Annotated in this window: 15 protein-coding genes; 3 read left to right on the top strand and 12 right to left on the bottom strand. The window is 61.3% G+C overall.

Features of this window, described 5'->3' with window-relative positions; translation table 11 throughout:
* Positions 1-60: 60 nt before the first annotated feature.
* The 10 genes from QF038_RS15400 to QF038_RS15355 all read right to left on the bottom strand — a co-directional run bounded on the left by QF038_RS15400 (position 61) and on the right by QF038_RS15355 (position 11,185).
* A complete protein-coding gene (locus tag QF038_RS15400; RefSeq protein WP_307610975.1) occupies positions 61-519 on the bottom strand; it encodes a hypothetical protein in 459 nt (152 codons plus the stop codon).
* 134 nt (positions 520-653) lie between these two features.
* Positions 654-1,193 (bottom strand): hypothetical protein, encoded by a 540-nt coding sequence (locus QF038_RS15395; RefSeq protein WP_307610973.1) that lies wholly within the window; start codon positions 1,191-1,193, stop codon positions 654-656.
* Positions 1,194-1,240: 47 nt separating this feature from the next.
* A complete protein-coding gene (locus QF038_RS15390) occupies positions 1,241-3,781 on the bottom strand; it encodes a sigma-70 family RNA polymerase sigma factor (protein WP_307610971.1) in 2,541 nt (846 codons plus the stop codon).
* A gap of 78 nt (positions 3,782-3,859) precedes the next feature.
* Positions 3,860-5,548, bottom strand: a complete 1,689-nt coding sequence (locus QF038_RS15385) for a nuclease-related domain-containing DEAD/DEAH box helicase (RefSeq protein WP_307610969.1) — start codon at positions 5,546-5,548, stop codon at positions 3,860-3,862.
* Positions 5,545-6,399 carry a hypothetical protein gene (locus tag QF038_RS15380; protein WP_307610966.1) on the bottom strand — a complete coding sequence of 285 codons (855 nt, stop codon included), beginning with the start codon at positions 6,397-6,399 and terminating at the stop codon, positions 5,545-5,547. The genes QF038_RS15385 and QF038_RS15380 overlap by 4 nt, the downstream gene beginning before the upstream one ends.
* 17 nt (positions 6,400-6,416) lie before the next feature.
* A complete protein-coding gene (locus QF038_RS15375) occupies positions 6,417-7,100 on the bottom strand; it encodes a DUF6308 family protein (RefSeq protein ID WP_307610964.1) in 684 nt (227 codons plus the stop codon).
* 27 nt (positions 7,101-7,127) lie between these two features.
* Positions 7,128-8,552 (bottom strand): hypothetical protein, encoded by a 1,425-nt coding sequence (locus QF038_RS15370; protein ID WP_307610962.1) that lies wholly within the window; start codon positions 8,550-8,552, stop codon positions 7,128-7,130.
* Positions 8,553-8,725: 173 nt separating this feature from the next.
* Positions 8,726-9,100: a hypothetical protein gene (locus QF038_RS15365; protein WP_307610960.1), complete on the bottom strand. Its 375-nt coding sequence runs from the start codon at positions 9,098-9,100 to the stop codon at positions 8,726-8,728.
* Complete coding sequence (locus tag QF038_RS15360; protein ID WP_307610958.1) at positions 9,090-10,223, bottom strand: ADP-ribosylglycohydrolase family protein; 1,134 nt, start codon at positions 10,221-10,223, stop codon at positions 9,090-9,092. The genes QF038_RS15365 and QF038_RS15360 overlap by 11 nt, the downstream gene beginning before the upstream one ends.
* Complete coding sequence (locus QF038_RS15355; RefSeq protein ID WP_307610956.1) at positions 10,220-11,185, bottom strand: ARPP-1 family domain-containing protein; 966 nt, start codon at positions 11,183-11,185, stop codon at positions 10,220-10,222. Before QF038_RS15355 ends, QF038_RS15360 begins: the two co-directional genes overlap by 4 nt.
* A gap of 93 nt (positions 11,186-11,278) precedes the next feature.
* Between QF038_RS15355 and QF038_RS15350 the strand changes: the two genes are divergently transcribed.
* The gene (locus tag QF038_RS15350; RefSeq protein ID WP_307610954.1) at positions 11,279-11,947 is read left to right on the top strand and encodes an NUDIX hydrolase; all 669 of its coding nucleotides are present in this window, start codon (positions 11,279-11,281) and stop codon (positions 11,945-11,947) included.
* Between the two features lie 100 nt (positions 11,948-12,047).
* On the opposite strand, the gene QF038_RS15345 is transcribed toward QF038_RS15350, so the two are convergent.
* Positions 12,048-13,637, bottom strand: a complete 1,590-nt coding sequence (locus QF038_RS15345; protein WP_307610952.1) for an SIR2 family protein — start codon at positions 13,635-13,637, stop codon at positions 12,048-12,050.
* A 267-nt stretch (positions 13,638-13,904) separates the two neighbouring features.
* On the opposite strand from QF038_RS15345, the gene QF038_RS15340 reads away from it, so the two are divergent.
* Entirely contained in the window at positions 13,905-16,076 is a 2,172-nt protein-coding gene (locus tag QF038_RS15340) for an AAA family ATPase (RefSeq protein ID WP_307610950.1), read from the top strand.
* A 3-nt stretch (positions 16,077-16,079) separates the two neighbouring features.
* On the top strand, positions 16,080-17,267 hold the full coding sequence (locus QF038_RS15335; protein WP_307610948.1) for an McrC family protein: 1,188 nt from the start codon (positions 16,080-16,082) through the stop codon (positions 17,265-17,267).
* Positions 17,268-17,443: 176 nt separating this feature from the next.
* Here the strand turns inward: QF038_RS15335 and QF038_RS15330 are convergent, their stop codons facing one another.
* A complete protein-coding gene (locus QF038_RS15330) occupies positions 17,444-18,433 on the bottom strand; it encodes a hypothetical protein (RefSeq protein WP_307610946.1) in 990 nt (329 codons plus the stop codon).
* Between the last annotated feature and the right edge of the window lie 151 nt (positions 18,434-18,584).

The following is an 18,584-nucleotide window of genomic DNA, read 5'->3' as shown; positions in this document are numbered from 1 at the left end:
AGTTTTGTCTGCTGGCTTTGTTCTACGGTAGGGCAGGGTCCGTGCGGTAGTGCCATCGGATTACCCTGCTGTTTTCTGCGCGCCGCTGTCCCCGCCAAAGTCTGCAGCGGCGGCCATCAAACGGTCAAAGCTTGTTACTCCATAGTCAGGAGGGGTGGCGGTGACGACGATGCGCGTCGTCCAGACAACGTTGTCCACACGCTTTACGGCAGGATTCCAAGCCTGCACAGGCGGTTTCTCCCGGACTGCCTGGAGTTCCAGCCCGGGAACACCGTTGACGGGCAGCGGCAGGGGCCCGCCGTTTTCGATTAGTGCCCTGAACTGTTGGGCCGACAACCGGTGTTCAATATTTCCGGTCAGCCCCACGATTGTGTCGTTGAGTGCTGCGGTCAGGGCCTCCAGGAACTTGCGTTCGGTAGAAGCCTTCCCCTTGATTGCCAGCACCGTGAAGAGGACGGCGAAGGCAGCGGTAAAGAGGGTGAATGCTCCTCCGCTCCTGAGGCCCGGCACGAAGGTCATGAGAACCAGGCATAGCACCCCGCCGATGATGGCAGACCCAACGAATATGCTTCCGCCGTCCTTTGCTGGCCGGCCGCTCCATTGTTCGGAAGTAAAAGCATGGAGCACACGCTGCTCCGGTTTGGGATTCGGCATCATTTCTCCCGTTTCGCTTCCAGCAGGGCCTCGGCCAGGATGATGGCGTGCCGTGCGTCCTGGAGATCGCTGCGCAGGCCCGGGTCCGGGTTGGCCACTGCAACCGCGTCCGGCGTCCCGCTGAGTTCTCCGATCGCCCTGCTCAGGCTCTCGCGTTCCTTCGCAATCATCCGGGATGACGTCAGTTTGATTTTGCTCTTCTCCAGACTGTGGAGGGAGCTGTTGATCTCCGCGTAGCGCGCGCGGACCGCGGCCAGCCGCACGTCGATCCGCTGCGCCCTCTTCCGGAACAGGGGCTCCATTTTGAGCGCAACCTCGTGAAGTTCCATCAGGGCAGTGCTCCGTTCAGGCTCGCCGGCGGCATGTGCCAACAGCTCTTCGCACGCGTGAAGCCGCTGCTCCCAGAGCTGAATACCGGTGGTGTTCTGCCTCAGCAGCAATGCCAGGATCGCAATAATCTCGTTCAGGGTGTTGCGCCGGGCCTTGAGTTTGGCGCTCGCGGCATCAAGGCGGCCGATGAACTCTTCGTAGTTGTCCACCGGCGCCGCACTTTTGGTCGGCCAGGGCAGTTTTCGTGGCTCCGCCATCATGCTGCACCGGTCTCGGTGCCTGTGGATCCGGCGATGCCGTCAAAGTTGTACTCGCGTAGGGACTGGGATCGTTCTGGTTCTCTGAGCAGAGCCATGGTCTTCGACTCGATCTGGCGGATGCGCTCGCGCGTGACGCCGTAGGCCTTGCCGATGGCATCCAGGGTCTTTTCCTCGCCGTCGTCCAGGCCGAAACGCATCGCAATGACTCCGGCCTCCCGTTCAGTCAGCGTGTCCAGGACCGCATGCACCTGTGCCGTCAGCTGTTCCTTGGCGATCTTGTCAACGACATCCACGTGCCAGGGATCGAGGAGCTGGTCCGCCAGCGGCTCGAGGCCCCCCTTGCCGTCGGGGACAAGGTACTCCAGCGAACGTACAGGCTGGTCCAGCGCCAAAAGATACTCCACTTTTGCAGTCGACTGGTCCATGAGCTTGCCGAGTTCCTCAAGGCTGTATTCGAGCCCCTTCCGGGCGGCTTCACGCTGAATTGCCTGCACCTTGTGGATCTGCTCCACCATGTGGACCGGGAGCCGGATCACCCGCGCCTGGTCGGCCAGGGCCCGGGTGACAGCCTGCCGGATCCACCACGTGGCATACGTCGAGAACTTGAAGCCCAAGGTGTAGTCGAACTTGCAGACCGCCCGGTGGAGGCCGATGTTCCCCTCCTGGACCAGGTCCAGCAGGTCCATGCCGTGGTAGACGTACTTCTTGGCGATGGACACCACCAGCCGGAGGTTCGCCTCAAGCAATGCGGCCGCGGCCCGCTGGCCCATCTGGGCGATCATCCGGAGCTCCCGGGTCTCGCGGCGCCCGCGGGCAGGGCCTTCTGCCAGCAGGTGAGCGGCGTAAAGGCCGGCCTCGATGTCCTTCGCGAGCTCCACTTCCTGCTCGGCTGTCAGCAGGTCCGCGCGGCCTGCCCGCTGGAGGTAGTCCGATACACCGTCGTCGCTGAAGCCCTCGACCCCCTGGAGCTCCTCAAGCCAGCCGGAGTCATCAAGATCAAACGACGTCGGCGCGCTCTCGTCGTCCTCCTCCACGGGAGGCTCCACAACCGGCTTCAGCTCATTGCCGACCTCCGGTCCAGCGCCGTCGCCGGGCGTACCCGCCGCGGGCTCACCGGGCTCGGGCCCTGAAGCCTCTTCAGGGTCGGCCTGGCGGAGGAACTCCTGCAACCCGTCCTGGTCCGTCTTGATGTCGAAGAACCCAACGTTGCGGGCGAAGGGCAGAACCTTGCCCAGGAACTCCTCGCCCTGGACGTCCGGGTCCTCCACGGTGCCCTTGGAGTAGAGGACAACCAAACGTCCGGGCCGCCCGTCGGCTTTCTTACGGATAACGCGGCCGAGCCGCTGCACCATCTGCCGCTGGCTCCGGTTGGCTGCAACGATGATCCCGAGGTCCGCCTCGGGTACGTCGATGCCTTCGTCAAGGAGCCGCGGCGCGGTGAGTACCTGTGATGCGCCGGTGCGGAAATCCTCCAGGCCCTGCCGGCGGTCATCCCTGGCCATTCCGCTGAAAACCGCCGACGCCGTCGAACCGAGGGACGTATACAGCTCCTGCGCCCGCCGGGCTGACTCCTGGGTCTGTGTAAAAACCAAGGTCCCGCGGGACCCATCAACCGTTTCCTTCAGTGCTGCAAGTGCCAGGTACTTCGTCTTGGCTTCCGCCAGCAGGGTGAGCCGCGAGGACATTGCCCGCATGTACCTGCGCGCGATTGTTGCTTCCCGGCTGAGGGAGTCCGAAGCCGCCAGCGTGGCCACCGCTGCAATGAACTGCGGGAAGGGCCGGCGGGGAATGCCTGCGTACGTCTCGAGGTTTCGCGCCGCCTCCACCATCACGGCCGAGAACTCGTCATAGTCGGTCTGTTCCGCTGAAGTCAGATCAACGCCCACCAACGCAATGTCGAACGGGGCGATGACTTGGTCCTTCAACGCCCGGTCGTACCAGAGGTTGTAAATGACGCCGCCGAAGTAGGGGGTCAGGAGGTTCTCGTGCTCACCGTCCGCCCTTTCGAACGTGGCTGTCAGTCCAAGCCGCCAGGCGTACCCTTCCTGCAGGGCGCCGGTGAACATGGGTGCCGCATAACGGTGGCACTCATCAGCGATGATCAGTCCGGCCTTGTGCGAGCGGAGGGTCTCTCGGTTCGACGCGGAGTGAACGATGGCGACGAGGATGTCCACTTCATCGAGGGAATCGGATCGGCCGTCACCGAGGGCACCGCGCTGTGCGGCGGGCAGGTCCCGGCGCAGGGAGACCAGCCATTGGCGCTGCAGCTCGGCTGTTGGCACCAGGATCAGGACTTTGATGCCCTGCCGCACTGCTTCGAAAGCGGCGGCGATCCCGACGCGGGTCTTACCGGAACCCGTAACGGCCTCCACCACGCCGCGGCGCGCATTTGAGTGCCAGGCCTTGAGTGCCTCCTGCTGCCAGGGGTACAGGAAGGCGTAGTCGTAGGAGGCAGGCACCGCCGCGGGCGGAGCCTGGGCGGGCACCGGCGGAAGCGTCGCGACCGGGTGAGACCCGGCGTCGGCTAGTTCTGGCATTTCATCCCCTATTGGACGGTTCTGATCTGGTGCCTGAAGAGTATTGCGGGGCACCGACAATTTAGGTGAGCAGTGCCACTAACCGTCTTCCAGCGCCGGCTTCCAGGCCTGGCTGCGCGACAGCGCATGCTTCAGCTCGCGGCCGCCCGCCTCCTCCAGCAGCCCGGAATCACCCACAACAACCAACAGGCTACGCGCCCGGGACAATCCGACATAAAGCTGTTCCCGCGCCCGGCCCATGTCCTTAAACCCGTTGACGCAGAGGACAACCACGGACCGTTCCAATCCCTTGAATCCCAGCACATGGCCGTAGAACTCACCGTCGTTGGCGTGGAAGTCCCGCCAGTATTCCTCGGTGGCATCGCGCTTGAAGTAGTCCAGATGGATGGGGTGGCGGTCCTTGGTGGTGAGGAGCGCGATCTGGTTGTTCGCCCAGCCCTCGTCAATTAGGGCATCCACACAGTCATCGGCGACCTGGAGCGCCTCCTCGGTTGGGCAGTCCACGAACCGTACGGGCAGGCCGGTGCTGCCGCGGGGTGTGAAGTACTCGCCCGTGAAGGGCTTGAAGGTCTCGGCGATTTTGCGGGTATTGCGTAGGTTGTCGTCGATGTGGATAGGCACCAGCGTGGTCATCGGCCCACTGGTGAGATCCGCCGTCGCGCCTCCCCAGCGTTGGTAGACGTCCTGCCGGCCGTCCATAAAGGCGTACACCTCACCCGCGTCCGGGTCGGTGGTGCACGCGAGAAGCGCGTCCCACCACAGGGGCGCGAAGTCCTGTGCCTCATCGACAATGACAGCGTCCAGCCGCTCGTGCGGGTGCATTTTGGCTGCCAGTTCCTTGAGGAGTCGGGGCATTTCGACGTCGAAGTACTCCTGCCCTGTACCGTTCGGTACGCCCAGCCTGCGCACGTATTCGTGGAACTCGCCCGTGAACACCGGCTTCGCTTGGCGCCGCCATGTTTCGACGCGGTCCTGGAGGTATTGCCCCAGGCCTTTGTTGTAGCAGAAGAGGCCAACGCGTTTGCCCTGTTTGCTGAGCATGCGGGCCTTTTCGACGGCGAGCCAGGTCTTTCCGCTGCCGGCGCCTCCGGTGAAGCGGATCCGGGGGAGCGACCGGGTCGCCTGGAGCAGCACGGACTGGCGCTCGGTGAGGTGGTCCTGCGCTGCCTCATCCTCCTGGGAAGTGGTGGAAGGTACGACGGCGGCGTCCAGGTCTCCACTTAGCTTGCGGACGATGCGGTCCAGGAAAGCCGGGGCCAGCGGGGCGGCGCCGCCTCCTTCGTTTTCGATGGCTTGGCGGACTAGCTCGGCGGGGAACTTGCTGTCGGTCTGGTCAAGGATGAGTGATCGGGGGCAGCCCGCCATGGTCCAGTCGCTTGGCACGTCGGTGTACGGCAGGCTGACCATGTAGACGCAGCGGCTGCTAAGGCGCGAACCAAGCTGGTCCTCAAGCCAGTTCTTGAGGGCATGAAGAGAACTCTGGGACTGCGCCACGGGGCTTTGAATCTTGCGCCTCTGCGTCCGGTCCGACTGATACCACTGCCCGTCTGCAATGCTGACCTGGCCACCCTTGACCTCGATCGCGGCCATGCCCACATTGGGCCAAAGGACCAGCAAGTCGATCTCGTACTCGTTCCGGCCATCACGGACGTGGACCGAGTGGGCCAAGACGCAGTCATCGGGGAGGCTGTTCCGCAGGGCGGTCCAGACGGCCTTCTCCGCGTGATGTCCCTCGCCGAATTCCGGTTCCTCCGGAATGCACCTCATACTGTTCCTTCGACAGCGAGTCTCAGCCTGTCGAGGTTGTCGGCGTAAGTCAGCGCTAGCGAAGGCTTGGCGCCGTGTGAGCTCGGATGCTTCAGGAAGCAGATGAGCCTATTTCTGCCACCGAGCACCATCTGAAAGAGGTTCTGCTCTTGGTACGGCACGCCGTGCTCCGTGTACTTCCCAAACAATGGCCGCTGCTGGAAGACGGCAGGATAGGCAAGCTTGAGGGTCTGCGCGGCTTTGCTTCCAACGACCACAACAAGCCCTGCCGGTGACGCAGCGAGAATGCGGTCCATATGTTTTTGAGCGCAAAGAGGTGCAGCCTGGGCGACGCCCTCCTCACCGTTGGACTTGCAGTGGACCACCTCCGTCATCACAGCCTGCTCGTACCACGGTGCTCCTGCGCCGAGTAGGGCATACGTCTGCTGCTTTACCCAGCCCCAGTACGGCTCGGGGGTACCCCACGTCGGCCCGTCCGCTGTTTCCACTTTTCGGTGTCGGCGGTTCAGGACCCAACCGTGCTCCGGCTCGAAGCGGTGGATCATGAAGTCCGCAATGTCGGAATCTTGCCAGTCCACGGTGGGGTACTTTTCGGCTACGCGCTTTGCGCGCCATCGAGCGGCGGGGTTGCCTACGCTGATGGCCGGGTTCGAGGAGAGGAACGCTATGCGGGCCGAAGCTAGGTTGCCCGCCCATGCTTCAGGCACCTGAAAGGGGCCGGCGAACGCGTCCTGTGAGTCCACGATCTTCCGGCAGGGGTGATGGCGGCCCTCTTCAGTTTCCTTGCCTACGCGCACTAGCTCACTGCAACGGGCGACGCTTATGGCAAGTTGGTCGAGGTATAGGGGCATGACGACTCCACGTGCCTTTACTTGTTGATGTTTGCTGTTGCCTGTGGAGGCTGCTTACCGAACATCCACAGGACGATGTCCATAACTCGGATATCGGAAATGGAGTCCTCGACACCAGAGAGTTTGTAGATCGTGGCCAGGCGTTGCCTCAGTCCCTTATCCTCAATGAAAGCGGAGTGCCAGATGAGCCACTGGTTTTTGGATGTCCCATTTAGGCCCATCTGTGGGCCCACTACAGAATCGTAAATGGGAATCAGTCGGGGGCGTTTCCTGGCCATGATCTTACTGGCCCTTGTTTCTCCTACTCCCCACCTGCCGGTGTCACGTCCGCGAAGGACGTGCCATAACTCAGTCGCTGGACTGTTTGTGCCAAAAAAATCCGAATATTCGCTGGGGGAGACGTCTGCAAGATCACGGTCGCTAGAAATGTCTTTTAGCAAGCGCGAAATGCTGTCGCTGTGGGTATCCAGTAATCCAATAGCGGCGTCGCCCGGTATATCGACTGACAGGAAAGAGACAGCAATAAGGTCGTCGGCCGTAATAGTGTCTACGTTGTCGCTTGAGTCGCCGCCGCCAGCCCACGAATTGAAATAGCTGCCGGTGTAGGCGGGCAGGCCATCTGCTGTGCGCCGATAGTAAGCGGCCAGGAGACGGGCCGCTTCTTCTTCATTGCCTTCGGTGAGGATCGTGGGGACTGGCACGTTGGTCCTATCTACTCAAACGGGAATTCAACTGGCATTGCGGAGCGTTTGCACAGAGCCTTTCAGGACATCGTCAACTGTGACTCCGCCGTCTGGGCTGGTTCCGGAGGGGAAACTCCCGGTGTGCCATCGAAGCTCGTCAGCTTCATAACAAGACCGGCCGTCTCTGAGGCCCTCAAGAGTGACGTGCCCGGCATCTTCCAACGCAACGCCTTCCCTGAACCAGTTGGGGACCTCCGCATCAGGTTTCGACCATCCGTCTTGCAGCAGGCGCTCGGGATAAATCGGCCAGTCGTCCGGCTGCAGGAATTCTTCGGAGACGATCTCACACCACGCCCCGTCGGGCCCAGGGGTGATCTGGGCGTACGGCTGAGGCCCTCCATCCGCGCCTGCCCCGTATTGGATGCTGAGGAACGAGTTCCACGGCATCGTTTGGAGCACTTCACTGATGAGTTCTGCAGCTCGCGCCCACGCGTAGTCTGCAGCAGCCTCGGTCCTCAAATGAGTGACGATCCCGCGGAGCTCATCTTCTTCTAGCGGAACGCAGGCGCCGATCACAGACTCCCAGGCTCCAAAGTGCCGTCCGATGGCCACCGCAGAGGGGCGATCCCGACCCATGGCTGCTTCGGCGATCATCCAGCTGTCATAACTGGCGACATCTTTCGGGGACCCGAAGTGACACTCTGTGGCACCGTATGCCTGCGACGCATCTTCGAAGTCGGAAGCGATAAATCCGCCGCGCACAGCAGGAAATTTCAAGCCCACCGATTCCAGCGCCACGTGCCAGGACCTTCCTTCCGTTTGATCACGGATCAATTCTGCCGGGGGTGGAAGCAATGGGCGTCGCTCCGCGCCTGAGCCGAGGATTATCGCTTCCCGAGCGGTTTCGTATTCAGAGAATGTGATGCCTTCGTCGTCGCCCGTACTAATGGCCTCAGCTGTTGTTTCAACAAGGGCAATGACTTGAGCTACCTGCTGCAGCGAATGATGCTCAGTTAGGATCATTCGAAAATCGTGGATAGCTGGCAAAGGAATTTTGCCTACGGCGAGCTCGTAATCAGGCTGTAGCCCTCGGTGATACCCCGTCACGTAGCGCAACCACATCATGTGGGTGACCATAGATGGTCTTCGACGAAGGACGGGGTCTATGAGGAGGTCAGGGCTCTTCAACAGCTCTGCAGCGATATCGATGTCGATCGGGGTGCCAAGAGCGGCCAGGATTCTTGGAATGTCAGATCTTTCAATTCCAGCTTCTAAAAGCTGGACAATCCGGTAGGCATCCTCTCGCAGAACCTCAGCAGTCGCAGAGCACCGCCGGCGAAGGGCTTCGGACCGCTGCTGCTCGCTGTTATCAGCAACCCGCGTGCTGAGTAGACGCAGTATGTCGTAAGTTCTCATACAGGCATCGGCCGCTATGCGCAGCAGCGGGTCACCTGCCTGGTAGGCCTTCACTGCCCGACCAGCAACCTGGTGCCGATCCAGTGGACGTCGGTGCGACCTGGACTCCAGTTCCCCCAATTGCAACTCTCCCCATCCTGAGCGCCAACGCGGCATCTTCTCCGATGCCATGTCATTCTTATCAGCACCTGCGGACATTGTTGGGCAACTGCTCCGCGCGGTCACCCTCATGACGTGACGACGGCAGTCCAGGCGTCTTTCAATATCCGCATGAACAGCGGATTCGGCTGCGCCCCTGGCAGCACGCGCTGCAGTTCCTCCAAGGCTTCCACCGCTGAAATGCCGGCCACATGAGCCCCGTAAAGCGCAGCGACTGTCGGCGTCCTGGACTCTGCCCGGACACAGTGCAGCAGTACCGTTTTGCCCTCCGCCCGATAGCGTTCGACGGCGGCTACCGCCTCCCCGAGGACAAAGGCGGCATGTGCGTTGTCGCCTTCAAAAGCAGAGTCGACCATCCAGAAAGAAGCATAATCTTCAGGAGCCACTCCCGGCACATCCAGCGTGCCCAGCCGGCAAAGCGAGACCACCGCCTCAATGCCCAACTCGGCGCCCCGCCCAAGCGAACCGACCCCGCCCAGCCACACGCCGTCGTCGTGCGGATGCTGGACCAGCGCATCGGTGCGGCCCCACATGCTGTAGTCCTGACGTTCGGCCCGCGGCCAGGACGCAGCCCGCCTGCCCTCGCCGCGGCCCAGCTCCATGCAGCACCATCAAGTCGCGGGCGCGCAGGCCCGGCCAGCCGTGCAGGCGCTGCCGCCACTCGAAGGGCACAGCGGTGTAGCCGTAAGTAGCTCCCAGCAGGCCGCCGGCGATGGCGGCGACAGTATCGGTGTCGCGCCCGCCGCGCACGGCCTCCTCCAGCGCTGCCCGAAGATGGTCCGGGCCTGACGCTGAAAGGCCCGCGTAATGGATGGCACTCCAAGCGCCTTGGAACGCCTCAACCACCCAGCCGTTGCGCGTGAAGTCGCGGGGTCGGGACCGCTCCGCCGTTTCGATCCGCTCCAGCCAGACCGAAGCCCGCTCGTCGGGCAGCAGCGGCAGACCCACCCGGACATCGAGCTGCCCGCTGAGAACGGCGTGACGGATCGCCACACACCACAGCCCGCAGGCCTCCTGGGCATCAGGGTCGGCGTGGGTCAGGGCGCTTACCATCCCGGCCGCAGCCATCAGTTCAGAAGGGTCCCGCTCCAGGTAGGCGAGGGCTAGCGGGGCGGTGCGCATCAGCGACCCGTTGCCGGCGCTGCGGCCGGTCCGGGCATGGAAGTCCGCGGCCGCGGCGGTGAAGTCGGCGGCTGTGACGTTCCGCCCGGCAGCAGCAGCCAGCCGCCGGGCGGCAGCGATGACGGAGCTCGTCTGCGCCCCGACGTCCTTCGCTTCGGCCGCCCAGGATGTCCAGGCCCGGACCACCATGGTGAGCGTCGCGGGGGAGGAGGGGCCGGCGTCGGACGCGGACTCCAGCAGCGCCTGGGCGATGGGGATGGCCATGGACGTGTCGTCGGTCCACTCGGAAGGCGCGAATCCGAACGGGCCGCCGCCCTTCATGGTCACTTCGGCGCCGTCCGGCAGCGGGGCGCCGAACTCGTAGCCGGCTCCGAGGGCGTCGCCGGCGGCCAGGGCGACGAGGACGCCGGCCGCGCGGTCATTCTGCAGGGGGTTCAGTTTCATGCCATCTCCATCAGGGGGTGTTGGGTGTTCCAGCCGGTCAGGTGGGCCAGCTGGGGCCGGCGTTGTGGGAGTGCGACGGCGATGCCGGCGGCGGTGACTGCTCCGGCGGCACGGGACACGCTGCGGCTCCGGAGGGAGCCGTGGTTCCGTACCTCGACAGCCGCGGTGCCGCCGTCGAACGTTCCGAAGTCCATCGCCTGGACGTGTGCGGCGAAGTAACGGGCCCGCTGGCCGGGCATCGGTCCTGATGCCAGCACCTGGGGTGGCAGGAGCTCAAGGTCCAGCAGCGCCGCTTCGATCAGCTGCCGGTAGTGGCGGCGGAAGAGGGTGTGGGTGCCGAAGACCTCCAGGAGCAGCGGCTGCCGGCCCAGGCCGATCACCACACCGCGCTGGCCCTCCAGCGGAGCGGGCGCGTCCGCGGCGCTGAACCGGTTCCGTTCCTCCTTGTCGTCCTTGAACCAGTCCATGTGCTGGAGGAGGGAGCTGGTGGCGGATGCGCCCCGGGCGGCGTCGAAGCGGCGGACCCGTTCCCAGATGCGGTCCTGCCGGTCTCCTCCCCGCTGCCCGTCCAGGCCGTTGGCCAGCTCGGACCAGACGTTCAGCGGGGCGCGGCGTGCCTGCCGGCGGTGGCTGCTCTCTCCGGCTTCCCAGCGGCCGGCTTCGACGCAGAAGGTGTCGATGTCGCGGGTTTCGTCTGGGCCGAGGACGACGTCGCGGGCACAGGTCCGGTGCTGCTGGCCGCCTTCGAGCAGCTCACCTTCCAGCAGCAGCGCCGGGTGCGGGCCGTTGTTGGTGACGCTGAGACGGGATACCTGGGCGCCGCTGGCTAGTTCGGTGACGGCCACGTCTGCGTGGGTGCCGGTGCTGATGCCGAGGCTTCCCGGTGCCGAGGTCCAGACAGGGAAGATGTTGAGCGGGCCGAGGCTGCTGCCGGCGCCGACGTGAAGCTGCGGGACTTTCATGGGAACCTCCAGTTGATTTATCGCATTTCTGCGCTAATTGGTTTCAGTATGCACGTGTTGCTTCTTTAGCGCAAGACTGCGATAAATGGACGTGTGAAGGATTCCAAGAACACTCCGGGACCGTCCCTGCTCGACTACCCGCGGCCGTCGGTGGCAGTGGATACGGCGGTGCTGACCGTGGCGAAGGGGAGCGTCTGCGTGCTGCTGGTGCGCCGCGCGGAGGACCACCAGCACGGAAAGTGGGCACTGCCGGGAACGTTCCTGCGTGAACGCGAGACCCTGGCGGACGCGGTGCTGCGGTGCCTGCGGGAAAAGGCGGGGATCTCGGGGCGGGTGCCTCGGCAGCTGCAGGTGTTTGACGAGCCGGGGCGCGACGACCGCGGCTGGGTGTTGTCAGTGGCGCACGTGGACGTGGTGCCGCTGGCGGCGTTGAAGGAAGCGTTAAAGTCCGACGGCGCGCGGCTGGCTTCCGTGACCGGGGAGCCGGAGCTGATCGCCGGGCTTCCCTATGGGCACGCGGACATCGTGGCCAAGGCTGTGGAGTGGCTGCGTGCTGCCTATGCCGAGGCGCCGGATCCTGGGGCGCTTCTGGACGAGCCGTTCACTCTGAAGGACCTGCGGGAGCTGCACGAGGCGGTGGCGGGCGCCCCGCTGATGCGCGACACGTTCCGGAGGTTCATGGAGCCCAAGTTGGTGGGGACAGGGCAGATGTCCGACGGGACGCGGGGGAGGCCGTCGCGGTTGTGGGTGCGGGGCAGCTAGCTCCGTGGATCTTCTGTATTTCCGCGTATCTGCTGGTGGCCAATCCCGACTTCTCGGCCGTGCTGCCGGAGGTGAGCGACTCGGTCTTCCGGGGGTACCGCTAACTGCTGGGAGCTGACCCGTCCCAGCCGAGATCCCTCAGCATGCGGTGAATCACCAATGTTGTGCTGCTGGCCGCTCCGCGAGAAGAAACTCCGGCGACTTCAAGCAGGGCGCTTCTGAGAGCCGACTCTTCGTCCGTGAGGCCGTCCCCGTAATGGGGAGCCAAAAGGAAGGAATGGCTGTCCGAAGCGTGGGCAATCAAGGCGTCCAAAAAGATCTCAAGCCGTCTCGCTTGGGCGGCGGTACCGGATTCAGAGAAACCAGCGTCCTCCATATCGATGAGGTTCAGATGCTTGCCCCAAAGCTTTTCCTGCATCGCGTCGCGCTTCAGCATGAGCGCTGACCCGAATCGCCGGCCTGCTTCTTGCGCAGGCAAAGCCCGGCGGACGTCATGGATTATTTCGTGAAAATGATCATCGGCAAGTCCAAAGCCCACAAACAACAAATGGTGTGTAATGAGATGTGCTTTCACGAGCGCTGAGAGTGCCTCTCTCGTAGCGCTGTAACCTAAGTAGTCGTCTCGTGTAAGGACGATGGTTTCTGGTTTATCAACTGACCCATGGAGCTTCAGCAGCCACTTATGGGTCGCGGCGGTAGCGTCGTCAGGTTTCTCCCCAGGTATGACCGTGCGAGGGCTGCCGGCGTCTTTGGACGCCGTCTCGAAGAGAGTGTCGTAGTTGAGGGTGATGGCGCCGCTGGAAGGCAGGCAGGCGAGCAGACTGGGCGCAAGTCCATATTGCTTCATGTTGACGGCTTCGCTCACCGTGCGACCAAATCTGGTGTCGCTGGTTTCGGGAAACTTCTCCTCAAAGTAGGACCGAAGAACCGCAGCTTGGTCTAAGTTGCTGAGCTCCTCCAGCGCTTTCTTTTCCAGCTCTGAGAGACCTGCGGCTCCTGCCAACCGGCCTAGGAGCTGACTCCAAGTGGGAGCGCCGGCGCTAATACTGATTCCAGCGCCCATGAATGGGACCAACCTGCCGGACCGGGCGATCTCACCCAGCTCTTTGGCCTTGGTCAGAAGGGGCGGCGTCAAGGCGGCCCACGCAGTTTCCCCTTCCCTGCGCTGTTGTTGTGCGAGAGCGAAGGCTGCCGGATCTTGAAACACAAATACGATATCGACGCCCGCCTCACCGGCATGCCGGTGAGCCTCCTTAAGAAGGACTTTTAGAATGGCGCCCCGATATATGTTTCCACCTCCATGGCCGGTCCCGAAGAAGGGCGTGGCCAGCACGGAAGGGCTCGCCCGGTCTGCGGACGTCACCCGGCGCTCGTTTACAGCAGCGGTGGCTACTTCCAGAAATGCACGAAATCGCGGCAGCAACCCATCCGCATCCGTAATGCCCGCCATTGGTACCGCTGTTAGGACCGGAATGGATGAACCAGCGGGCCAAGCATGAAGCGCATGTGCGAAAGTGGATTCATTTTGAAAGGACCAGAGGTCTTCTGCATCTATTGCATCCGCAAGCTCTGGCATTGCCCTCGTCCATCGAGCCCCTGGAGAAGCCCTTCGATCGACAGGCAGCAACCAAGCATCCGACTTGAGATTCAGCAGATCGCCCATGGTGACGAAAACGTGGCCTTTGGTCATTGAGCTGGTATATCAGCTGCCATCCGCCGAGGCAAAAGGTTTGCTGTTCCCACGGACTGCTGGTACAAGCCGTTGCAGTCTAAGTGCAACTAATTGGATAAGGCGACTCGCTCTCCATCTGCCACCACTGCATTCCAAGCGGCAATGTTTAGGATCGAAGAGGAGTATCTATGCCTCCTTTGTGTTACATCGTTAGTGTTAGCGGCAGCGTACTAGCCATCGAGCTTCTGCTTTGTGCCCTTTCCCGAGAGATTGGCAAATACCGATATGACTGAAAGCACTGGACCAAACCGCCGCAAACGCATCAGGGCGGTTCTGGAGATCCTGTCGGAACACTCGGAGGGCGTCCGCAACTCGAAGGATCCGGATGGTGTGTTTCAACTCGCCGTTGATCGCGTGCCTCTGAGCCCGGCTGAAGCCACCACCAATGCAAGCGGTCTCGTGCGCGGGAACGCAAACTTGTCTTTCGACTCCATCGGCCTGGTAGCGGCAGGCTGGATAACGAAGACGGACGGAATCTGGCGAATAACGCCGGAGGGCCTGAAGGTTCTAGACCTCTACCCAAGCGCTGATGAACTTTTCGGCCAGATGGCAAAGCTTTCAGCTGCCCAGACCGCACGGCGAAAAGCTAACCGCGCAGAGCAACTCCGAACGGTACTCGTCTCACGGAACGCGAAAGAGGATGTTTTCCGCGCCACTACGGGTCTTTTCGTGGAGAGGGGCCTCCGGGAAGGGTCTTCAGTATTTGATCCGGACCGTGATGTTTGGACCGTTGCTGCGATCACCGAACTAAGGACCAGATTTATCGAAGCTCCGGACGCAGGAGGTGGCACCTTTGTCGAAAAGATAAGGATGCAGCTGGCAGAGGCCTCTGATGAAGCGCGACTCTTGATGGCCGAGCTTGTGACGTGGCAGGTTCTGCCCATTTTTGAGGGTGCAATCGGCTTCGGCAAGAAAAATGAACGAATCTCGGCAATTCTCCAGACCATGGACGAGCCAGCAGTAATTCCAGACGTGGTCCTCAAAGGACTAAAGAACGGGGTCGTCCACCCCGGCCAGGCGATGAACAGCAACACATTTCAGGCGATGGTCCTTGTGCTTTCCGTCGTAGAGAACTACCTGCAGTCCTCGATTGAGGTGCAGCAGGAAGTCTTATCGGACCCGTGGGCTTGGAAGTCTTTCGTCTTCAGCGTCAAGGGACGCAGCTTCCCTACCCAGAGGAACGCACTGTTGTACATGGTCCATCCGGAAACCTTCACCGATATCTTTTCTGACGAGGACAAGGGCTTGGTCCGAAACGCTTTCATCAGCAGCGATGCTGATTCGACTGGGGACGTGGACCGCGACTTATTCAACATCGGTCTCCGAATGCAACAGGAGACCATGGCTCCCGTGGACTTCTACGATGAACAGCACAAGCCCCTTTGGAAAAAGGGTGTTACTCGTCCTACCCCACAACCGGAACCCGTGGACGACGTCACGCCGACGAACGGCGAACAGATGACTCCAGGGCTCGAACGCGAACCGTTTCCTGCTGCAGACGCGGCTCTGAGTGGTCGGGTCTACATCGAGGAAAAGTGGTTGCAGGAGTCGTTGGACCTCCTCGAGAACAAGCGGCAATTGATCTTCTTCGGCCCGCCGGGGACGGGTAAGACGTTTATTGCCCTGGCCTTGGCCGAACACGTTGCCCGTGACGAGGCAGAGCTTGTGCAGTTCCACCCGAGTTATTCCTATGAAGACTTTTTCCAGGGGTACCGGCCCATTACTGTCAACGGGGCCCTGAGCTACGAACTCAAAGATGGACCGTTGCGGCGGATAGTCGACAAAGCGAACAAAGCCAAGCACCGAAACTTCGTACTGGTCATCGACGAAATCAACCGGGGCAACCTTGCGAAGATCTTCGGAGAGCTCTACTTCCTGCTCGAATACCGGCACCGGAAGATCAGCCTTCAGTACAGCGAGGAAACGTTCGAGCTGCCAGACAACCTCTTCATCATCGGAACCATGAACACGTCTGACCGGTCCATCGCCCTGATGGACGCGGCCATGCGCCGTCGCTTCGCCTTCCGCGAACTGCATCCAGCGCAAAGTCCTGTATCCGAGGTGCTCCACGGATGGCTTCTTGCGCACAAGAGCAATGATCTCGGTTCAGAACCAGCACTGCTGCTTCGACAGCTCAACAAGAAGATTATTGATCCATCATTCAGCATCGGGCCGTCATATCTCATGCCCAAGGTTGGAGGGATCACGCAGGATGTCCTCACGAGGATTTGGGAGTCGGAAATCCTGCCGCTCCTGGAAGAGCACCACTACGGCGAAGGGAAGGATGTACTAAAGCAGTACCGTCTGGACACATTGAGGACGGAGCTCGCGGAGCGCGTTCCAGTTTCGCTCGAGGACTTGGACGGTCACGGTCCCGCAGCCACTGGGAGCGAATAGATAGTGCCGGCGTTCGAAATCCGTGAAGCCGCAGCCACCCTGACTTTGGCATTACCGGACAGTCTTGGTTGGGCCATAAATAGTCTGGGAATTGCTACTGCTTTGCCACAAGGTGAAGGACTGTGGTCAGTGTCTTCCGTGTCAAAAGTTGGCGTGGTCGCCGTTGGTGAGCACGAGCTATACATCAAGCCCAAGCTTCCGATCCCACGTTTGTTCTTCCTCATGGGCTACTCGCGTTCGCCGAATTACTGGCGAAATGACGATGTGTCACTCTCAGCAGATGAGCACCTGGTCAGCAGCATCGTGGGCTCCTTCATCCGCCAGGTCAAGCAGGCCACCGTCCAAGGCCTTCTTCAGGACTACAAGACGGTGCAGGAGTCTGAACCCATGGTCCGAGGCAAACTTAACATTCCAGCACAGATTGGGCGCCGAGCTGGACTCCCATTGCCGGCGGAGGTGACATACGACGACTACACCGTCGACATCGCGGAGAACCGCATGCTGCTGGCAGCAACACGCAAGCTGCTCACCGTCCCCCGACTGGCCGAAACTGACAGACAGTCCTTGCGCAAGCTGGAACTGAAGTTTGAAGGAGTGGGTCTGGCCTGGCCTACGGTTTTTCCACCCATCCGGTTTACCCGGCTCAACGCCCACTACGCTCCCGCCGTCCTGTTGGCGGAGATCATTCTCAAGGGTGGCTCTCTGGAACAGCAGGTTGGGACCGTTAGTGCCAGTTCATTCCTCTTCGACATGTGGGAGGTTTTCGAGGACTTCGTATCCGTAGCACTCCGTGAAGCTATGGCGTCCCACGGTGGAAGTGTGGATCTGCAGTACCGAGGAAAACATTTGGACGTTGGCGGAGTGGTGCCACTCCGGCCTGACATCGTGTGGCGACGCGACCAAGACGTTCTGGCTGTTCTCGACGCGAAATACAAGGCTGAGAGGAACGGTCGCTTTCCTAATGCAGACCTCTATCAAATGCTCGCATATTGCACGAGGTTCAAGATGCAGGCGGGCCACCTTGTCTACGCCAAGGGTGAATGCGACGAGACGATTTATGAGATACATGGGACGGACGTTCGTATTTTCACTCATTCATTGGATCTGGAAGCACAACCGCTCGAGCTACTGGGCCAAATCGGACGCCTGGCCGCGAAGGTTGTGAAACACTCCAACATCAAAGCCGAGTGATTGTGCCTGCCCCCAGGTTCAGGTATGACCGTGACCGGTCAGGGTCACCTATCTGGACTAAAGTCGCAGCCGGTGCAGGCCCCGTCCCAGATGAATTTTCAGATCAGATATGCCTTCACTCTCCCCTTCCTGACGACGCCGGGCGATGGTATGTTACCGGTTCGATGATGACTGCCTCAATCCTCGATAAAGACTCTGGTTCCATCAACGCGCATCCAAATGGTGTTATTCGGGGCCTCAATTGAACTCATGATTGTCCTTCCCAGTCCGATGGTTCCAGAACGGGACCCGTTCACTCGCCAGCGTGCCTTAAAAATCCGGTCTTGATAGCTCACCTCTAGATATCCATCTGCACGCGGCAGCGCAAACTTCGATCGGGCAGGGATACGTAGGTTAGAACTGGCACGGTCTTTGTCGGTGATGATCTGAGATTCAATTCGAATCCCACTACCGGAACCAGCCGTGCCTGCGGATGCCGGCCTTGCAGGAGCACGGTTACTGTCAGGCGCAGCTGAGAACGCGGCGCCGGCGGCAGGTATCGGCGGAGTCGCTGCGTTTGCACGCTCTTTCTTATAACCGGCCATGCCGTGCCGCTTCCGCATTCCCGCCTGCACCTCGATGTTTGCAAAGGGTGCGATTCTCTCAGGATCGTGAAGGGCACGGCGCACGGGAGGTGGAATGGCAGCTGCGAAGGAATTAAGGAGTCGAGCTTCGGCCGATTTCGGTGACTCTGCGGCCGCATAGTGCACGTACAGTGCCTCAAGATCGGCAAGGGTCTTCAGCCACCAACCACCGGCATGGGGGGAGCGGTTACCAATAGGAGTGCTGTAGTACTGGTTGACCCGCTTCCGCACAGAAGTGCCGGCAAGACCGATGTAAAGGACGGCAGACTCAGGAATCCAAAAGGCTCCGATTCGTTTGGCGAGCTTCTCGTTCGTTGCCGGTGCGCCATCCACGGTCACCGAGGGGCAACGGGATCTAAGCGTGTCGAATGCACTGGTGTCAGGCCGATAAATGCCGATCCGGCCTACTCGGTCGCTGAGGTCCGGGGTGGACGCCACTATGTAGACACCGAGAAGATCTAGTTCAGCCTGCTCGCCCCACTGCACGACACCAGCTGGCAGCAATTCGGACTTTTCGAAGAGTTCCCCCACTGAGATGGTCATTGGCCCATGCTAAATGACGCCGCGGACAGGACGAGTTATTGGTTTTCATCTGCTCCACCCAATAGCCTGGCGAAGTGAATATTTCTGATGGGGGAGCGGCGATTGAGGAATTGCCGGAAGGTCTCTATGAACTGATAAAGACCGACGCACT

Origin of the sequence: Pseudarthrobacter sp. W1I19 (assembly GCF_030817835.1) — a bacterium.
Lineage (GTDB): Bacteria > Actinomycetota > Actinomycetes > Actinomycetales > Micrococcaceae > Arthrobacter.
Note: the sequence above shows the minus strand (reverse complement) of the source record. Positions and strands in the feature narration are given on the sequence as shown.